The following is a 6,780-nucleotide window of genomic DNA, read 5'->3' as shown; positions in this document are numbered from 1 at the left end:
GGCCTGGAAGGTGCGCTTGGCCGGGTTGCCGCCGGTGCGCTTGGCGGCCTGCGGCAGGGAGTCGCGGATGAGCTCGACGAGCCGGGCGCTGTTGCTGAACGGCTCCTTGTCGCGCTCGCGGACGATCGCCGAGACGATCCGCTTGGCCTGCTTCTCCTCGCCGTACGCGCGGAGGATGCGGACCAGCTCGCCGGGCGCGTAGGTGTTGAGGACCTCGGCCGCGCTGATGCCGGTCGTCTGGTCCATGCGCATGTCGAGCGGGGCGTCCTGCGCGTAGGCGAAGCCGCGGTCCGCCTCGTCCAGCTGCATGGAGGAGACGCCCAGGTCGAAGAGGACGCCGTCGACGGTGGGGAGGCCGAGCCGGTCGAGGACCTCGGGCAGCTCGTCGTACACGGCGTGGACGAGGGTGGCGCGGTCCCCGTACGGGGCGAGCCGCTCGCCGGAGAGCCGCAGGGCCTCCTTGTCCCGGTCGAGGGCGACGAGCCGCACCTCGGGGAACTGCTGCAGGAGTGCCTCGCTGTGGCCGCCGAGGCCCAGGGTGCAGTCGACGACGACCGCTCCGGGGCGCCGCAGGGCGGGGGCCAACATGTCCAGGCACCGCTGGAGCATGACCGGGACGTGTCGGTCGTTGCTCAATGCGCCCTCTCAGATCCGGCGCGGAGGTACGGGCGAGCGGGTATGAAGGCCGAGCCGTAGGTACCGCCGCACACACGGGGGGAGAAACCGCGGAAGTCGCTCGTTGTCTCCGTGAACTTCGCGTCACTTTAGTCCACGGGACCCGCCGGTCAATCAACCGGCTGGCGCGTCGCACGGCGCCGGAGAGCCGGCGGGACATTCCGGACGGCTCACCCGTTCGGGGCGGCGCCGTCCAGGCCTGTGGGTTACCTCACAACAAGGCTCAATGCGGTTCTTTGTCCCCTCTCACAGCGGGCCCGGCAGGCCTGTGACCATTAACGTCGGAACCATGTCGACCTCCGCGCACCCCACTGCCGACGCCATACGCACCGGCGGCACGGTCACCGACCGTCTCGTCGACGCGAACGCGCGTTACGCCGCCGACTTCACCGACCCGGGCATGGACGCGCGTCCCGTGCTGCGCGTCGCCGTCGTCGCCTGTATGGACGCCCGTCTCGACCTGCACGCCGCGCTCGGCCTCGAACTCGGCGACTGCCACACCATCCGCAACGCGGGCGGCGTGGTCACGGACGACGTCATCCGGTCACTCACCATCAGCCAGCGCGCCCTCGGCACCCGCAGCGTGATGCTGGTGCACCACACCGGCTGCGGCCTGGAGTCGCTGACCGAGGACTTCCGGCACGAGCTGGAGGACGAGGTGGGTCAGCGTCCGGCCTGGGCGGTCGAGGCCTTCCGTGACGTCGACCAGGACGTACGGCAGTCGATGCAGCGGGTGCGGACCTCCCCCTTCCTGCTGCACTCCGACGACGTCCGGGGCTTCGTCTTCGACGTGACCACCGGCCTCCTGCGGGAGATCGACCCCACCACCGACGCCGAGACCGACCCGGCGTAAACCCCCAAAGCCCGGCATTTCCCTCCCACTTGTCCGCCGGCAAGTGACACGACCCGGCCATGCGAACAAGAATGCTGGGGTGCGACACCCTCCGAAGATTCCACGGGGGCAGGTGTCCGTGTTCCGGAAGGCCGAGGAGGGCCGGGTGACCACCTATGACGATCGAGCGAGCCTCACTGATCTGACCACCACTGTGGAGCGGGTGCGCAGATCGGTGGAGAGTGTGATCGAGGGCAAGCCCGAGGTCGTACGGCTTTCGCTGACCGTGCTGCTCGCCGAGGGACACCTCCTCATCGAGGATGTCCCCGGCGTCGGCAAGACCATGCTGGCCAAGACCCTGGCGCGGTCCATCGACTGCTCGGTGCGCCGGATCCAGTTCACCCCTGACCTGCTGCCCTCGGACGTCACGGGCGTGTCGATCTTCGACCAGCAGCGCCGGGACTTCGAGTTCAAGCCGGGCGCGATCTTCGCGCAGATCGTGATCGGCGACGAGATCAACCGCGCCTCGCCGAAGACCCAGTCCGCGCTCCTGGAGTCCATGGAGGAGCGCCAGGTCACCGTCGACGGCCAGACCTACGAGCTGCCCAGCCCGTTCATGGTGGTCGCCACGCAGAACCCGGTCGAGATGGAGGGCACCTACCCGCTGCCCGAGGCCCAGCGCGACCGCTTCATGGCCCGGGTCTCCATCGGCTACCCGAGCGCCGAGGCAGAGCTCCAGATGCTCGACGTGCACGGCTCGGTCTCCCCGCTGGACGACCTCCAGCCGGTCGCCCACGCGCACGACATCCTCAAGCTGATCGAGGCGGTCCGCGCGGTCCACGTCGCCGACGCCGTACGCCGCTACGCGGTCGACATCGTCTCCGCCACCCGCACCCACACCGACCTGCGGCTCGGCGCCTCCCCGCGGGCCACCCTGCACCTGCTGCGGGCCGCCAAGGCCTCAGCCGCGCTCAGCGGCCGCGAGTACGTGCTGCCCGACGACCTCCAGGCACTCGCCGCGCCCGTCCTCTCCCACCGGCTGCTGCCGACGGCGCAGGCCCAGCTGAACCGCCGCACCGCCGAGCAGGTCGTCCAGGACATCCTGCAGCGCACCCCCGTCCCGGCCGCGGCCCCGCCCGCCGGACCGCTCTACGGCCAGCAGCCCGGCGCCCGGCGGCTGTGATGACCACCGCTGCCGTGCCGGACGGTCAGCGGGGCGACGAGGACGACCGGGGCGGTCTGCGGGCCGCCCTCGGCGGTCTCACCACCCGTGGCCGTTCCTTCCTCGCCGCCGGAGTGGCCGCCGCCGCCTGCGCGTACGTCCTCGGGCAGGCCGATCTGCTGCGCGTCGGACTGCTGCTCGCCACGCTGCCGCTGATCTGCGTCCTCGTGCTGCACCGCACCCGCTACCGGGTCGCGGCCTCCCGCCGGCTCACCCCGCAGCGGGTGGAGGCGGGCTCCGAGGCCCGGGTCCAGCTGCGGATGGAGAACGTCTCCAAGCTCCCCACCGGGCTGCTGATGCTCCAGGACCACGTGCCGTACATGCTGGGCCCCCGCCCCCGCTTCGTCCTCGACCGGGTCGAGGCGGGCGGCCGGCGCGAGGTGTCCTACCGGGTCCGTTCCGACCTGCGCGGCCGCTTCCCGCTGGGCCCGCTCCAGCTGCGGCTCAACGACCCCTTCGGGATGTGCGAGCTGACCCGCTCCTTCAGCGCGTACGACACCCTCACCGTCGTCCCGCGGACCGAGGCACTGCCGCCGGTGAAGCTCGTCGGCGAGGCCTCGGGGTACGGCGACGGACAGCAGCGCTCGCTCGCCCTCGCCGGTGACGACGACATCATTCCGCGCGCCTACCGCCACGGCGACGACCTGCGCCGGGTGCACTGGCGCTCCACCGCCCGCTACGGCGAGCTGATGGTCCGCCGCGAGGAACAGCCGCAGCGGGCCCGCTGCACCGTCCTCCTCGACACCCGCCGGATCGCCTACCAGGGCTCCGGCCCCGACTCGGCGTTCGAATGGGCGGTCTCCGGCGCCGCCTCCGCACTGGTCCACATGCTGGAGCGCGGCTACGCGGTCCGGCTCGTCACCGACACCGGTACCTCGGTGCCCGGCGAGGGCACCGAGGGCTTCGCCGGCTCGGCCCAGGACTCGGCCGAGTCGGCCGGTCTGATGATGGACACCCTCGCGGTCGTCGACCACTCCGAGGGCGGCGGTCTCTCCCGCGCCTCCGACGTGCTGCGCGGCGGCGACGAAGGACTGCTCGTCGCCTTCGTCGGCGATCTCGACGAGGAGCAGGCGGCCCTGACCGCCCGGATGCGGAACCGCACCGGCGCGGCCGTGGCCTTCGTCCTGGACTCCGGGACCTGGCTGACCGGCGGCGCGGTCGCCGGGGCCGTCGAGGACCGGGTACGGCAGCTGCGCGAGGCGGGCTGGACGGCGCTGGCCGTACCGCCCGCGGCCAAGCTCGCCGACCTGTGGCAGCAGGCGGCCGGAGTCCGCGCGGAGTCCGCCGCCGCCGACACCTACGGAGGATGGTCATGAGCGGGCGCGCACGGCTGACCCTGGCCGCCTGGGGCGCCACCCTGATGGCGTCCGGAGCGCTGCTTCCCCTGGTGAAGCCGGCGACCTGGATCTTCACGGCCGCCTTCGTCCTCGCCCTGGTGAGCGCGGTGGGCACGCTCGCCCGGCGGGCACCGCTGGCCCGGCCGCTGACCCTGCTCGCCCAGCTCGCCGTCGCTGTCCTCGCGCTGACCGCGATCTTCGCCCGCGAGCAGGCGGTCCTCTGGTTCCTGCCCGGCCCGCAGGTCTTCACGCACGCCGCCGACCTGTTCGCGGCGGGCGCCGAGGACGTCAGCCGGTACGCCATCCCCGCGCCGGACACCGAGGGCATCCGGCTCATGCTCGTCGGCGGCGTGGTCACCATCGGCCTCATGGTGGACACCCTCGCCGTCACCTTCCGCAAGGCGGCACCCGCCGGTCTTCCGCTGCTCGCCCTTTACTCGGTGGCGGCCGGCCTCTCCGGCGGCGGCGCCGGCTGGCTCTGGTTCCTCCTCGCCTCCTCCGGCTATCTCCTGCTCCTCCTCGCCGAGGGCCGCGACCGGCTCTCGCAGTGGGGCCGGGTCTTCGGCGGCGCCCAGCGCTCCGCCCGGCCCGGCTCGTCCGTCGCGGGCGGCGGCGGCCCCGCCTTCGCCCCGGCCCGCACCGGTCGCCGCATCGGCGCCGTGGCCATGGGCGTCGCCATGGTCGTCCCGTTCGCGCTGCCCGGCTTCACCGGCGGCCTCATCGGCAACGGCAACGGCGAGGGAACCGGCGGCGAGGGCCGCGGCGGCACGATCTCGGCCGTGAACCCGCTGGTCTCCCTCCAGGACAACCTCCGCCAGCCGGAGGACCGGGAGGTCCTGCGCTACCGGACCAACGCCCGCGACACCTCCGGCCTCTACCTGCGGCTCGTCGCGCTCGACCAGTTCGACGGCACCTCGTGGAAGTCCTCGGTCCGCCCCATCGAGGCCGTGCCCAAGCGGCTCCCCTGGCCGGACGGACTCTCCCAGAGCGTCCGGATCACCGAGGTGACCAGCAACTTCGTCGCCTCCGAGGGGTACGAGCAGAAGTGGCTGCCGATGCCGTACCCGGCCGGCCGCGTCGACATCGACGGCCGCTGGCGGTACGAGCCGGCCGGCCGGATGCTCGTCGGCGACGACAAGCAGACCACCAAGGGCGCCCGCTACACCGTCTCCAGCCTGTCCGTACAGCCGACGTCCGAGCAGCTGGCCGCGGCCGGGGACGCCCCGGAGAAGCTCCGCCGCGAGTACACCAAGGTCCCGGCCTCGCTGCCGACCGATGTGAAGGCGACCGCGCTCCAGATCACCAAGGGCGCGCGCAACGACTACGAGCAGGCGGTGAAGCTGCAGGAGTGGTTCGCCCGGGACGGCGGCTTCCGCTACGACGTCGACGTCGAGTCCGGCACCGGCGTGCAGGCGATCTCCCGCTTCCTGAAGGACAAGGAGGGCTTCTGCGTCCACTTCTCCTTCTCGATGGCGGCGATGGCCCGCACCCTGGGCATCCCCGCCCGCGTGGCCGTGGGCTTCACGCCGGGCACGACGCAGACCGACGGCTCGGTCTCGGTCGGCATCCGGGACGCGCACGCGTGGCCCGAGCTGTACTTCGAGGGTGCGGGCTGGACGCGGTTCGAGCCCACCCCCTCGCGGGGCTTCACCCCCTCGTACACCCAGGACGACACGCCCTCGGGTACGGCCACCGGTCCCGCCCGGCCGGAGCAGAGCGCCTCGGCGCAGCCGTCCGCCGCGCCCAGCGCCTCGGAGAGCTGCACGCCGCAGGAGCGCCGGCTCGGCGACTGCGGCCCGGAGGAGGCGGCGGCCGGCGCGGACTCGTCCGGCGGGGGCCCGGACCCCCTGACGGTGGTCCTGATCGTCGTCGGAGTCCTGGCGGTTCTGACGCTCCCCCTGCTCCCCCTCCTGTGGCGTACCCGGGTACGGGCACGGCGCCTGGGTCCGGCCGGGCCCACCGGGGCGCGCGGCCCGGAGGAGACGGCGGCGCGGACGCTCGCCGTCTGGCAGGAGATCGTCGACACGGCCTGGGACTACGGGGTCGAACCGGACGAGTCGCAGACCCCGAGGCGTACGGCGGCCCGGATCGTCCACCTGGGCGAACTGGGCGGCGGGACGGCGGACGCGGTGCACCGGGTGGCCCGGGCGGTGGAGGAGGCGCTGTACGCGCCGAACCCGCGGCCGGCTTCGGGCCTGGCGGAGGAGGCGGCCCGGATCCGGGCCGGCTTCCACGCGTCGGCGGACCGCCGAACGCGGCTTCGCGCCCTCCTGGCCCCGCGCTCGGCCGCCCGGCTCCGCTGGTCGACGGCGGCGCGCTGGTCGGAGACGACGACGAGGTGGTCGGTCCAGCGCCACACGGCGACGACCCGCGCGCTGACGTCCCTCCGCCGAACCCCCCGCGAATCCCCCTGACCCGAGGGAGGCCCCGGGTCCCCACGGGCCCCGGGGCTTCGCCCTCGTGGGGGCCCGCAGGCCCGTGCCCAGCACCCCTTGCGGGCCCGCCACCCTGCTCCCAACCCCGTGTGGGCAGTCGTCCCGCTTGGGGGTCCCCCCTGGACGAAGTCCTTGGGGGAGGGACGAGCGGGCACACGGGACGGCGCCCTTGGCGGCGCCTCCGCCCCTCGCGCCTGGACCCGCAGGCCCGCCACCCGCGCCTTCACCCACCCCCGTGTGGGCAATCGTCCCGCTTGGGGGTCCCCCCTGGACGAAGTC

The 6,780-nt window shown here is 73.5% G+C and carries 5 protein-coding genes; 4 read left to right on the top strand and 1 reads right to left on the bottom strand.

Annotated elements, in window-relative coordinates:
* Nucleotides 1-636 (bottom strand): 16S rRNA (cytosine(1402)-N(4))-methyltransferase RsmH (gene rsmH / locus AOK00_RS33540; protein ID WP_079042331.1); only part of this gene is annotated, 636 nt, incomplete at its 3' end.
* A gap of 328 nt (nucleotides 637-964) precedes the next feature.
* Between rsmH and AOK00_RS33535 the strand changes: the two genes are divergently transcribed.
* From AOK00_RS33535 to AOK00_RS33520, 4 genes are all read left to right on the top strand, one after another.
* Nucleotides 965-1,528, top strand: a complete 564-nt coding sequence (locus tag AOK00_RS33535) for a beta-class carbonic anhydrase (protein WP_055603916.1) — start codon at nucleotides 965-967, stop codon at nucleotides 1,526-1,528.
* A gap of 145 nt (nucleotides 1,529-1,673) precedes the next feature.
* The gene (locus AOK00_RS33530) at nucleotides 1,674-2,690 is read left to right on the top strand and encodes an AAA family ATPase (RefSeq protein ID WP_055603918.1); all 1,017 of its coding nucleotides are present in this window, start codon (nucleotides 1,674-1,676) and stop codon (nucleotides 2,688-2,690) included.
* The gene (locus AOK00_RS33525) at nucleotides 2,690-4,045 is read left to right on the top strand and encodes a DUF58 domain-containing protein (RefSeq protein ID WP_055603917.1); all 1,356 of its coding nucleotides are present in this window, start codon (nucleotides 2,690-2,692) and stop codon (nucleotides 4,043-4,045) included. Before AOK00_RS33530 ends, AOK00_RS33525 begins: the two co-directional genes overlap by 1 nt.
* Nucleotides 4,042-6,480 carry a transglutaminase TgpA family protein gene (locus AOK00_RS33520; RefSeq protein WP_055603915.1) on the top strand — a complete coding sequence of 813 codons (2,439 nt, stop codon included), beginning with the start codon at nucleotides 4,042-4,044 and terminating at the stop codon, nucleotides 6,478-6,480. Before AOK00_RS33525 ends, AOK00_RS33520 begins: the two co-directional genes overlap by 4 nt.
* Nucleotides 6,481-6,780 lie beyond the last annotated feature (300 nt).

The organism is Streptomyces aureus (genome assembly GCF_001418135.1).
Classification (GTDB): domain Bacteria; phylum Actinomycetota; class Actinomycetes; order Streptomycetales; family Streptomycetaceae; genus Streptomyces; species Streptomyces aureus_A.
This window is presented reverse-complemented; position numbering and strand designations above follow the sequence as displayed.

Coding starts and splice junctions, on each gene's coding strand:
- AOK00_RS33535 (WP_055603916.1), top strand. CDS start 965: ATGTCGACCTCCGCGCACCCCACTGCCGACGCCATACGCACCGGCGGC.
- AOK00_RS33525 (WP_055603917.1), top strand. CDS start 2,690: ATGACCACCGCTGCCGTGCCGGACGGTCAGCGGGGCGACGAGGACGAC.
- AOK00_RS33520 (WP_055603915.1), top strand. CDS start 4,042: ATGAGCGGGCGCGCACGGCTGACCCTGGCCGCCTGGGGCGCCACCCTG.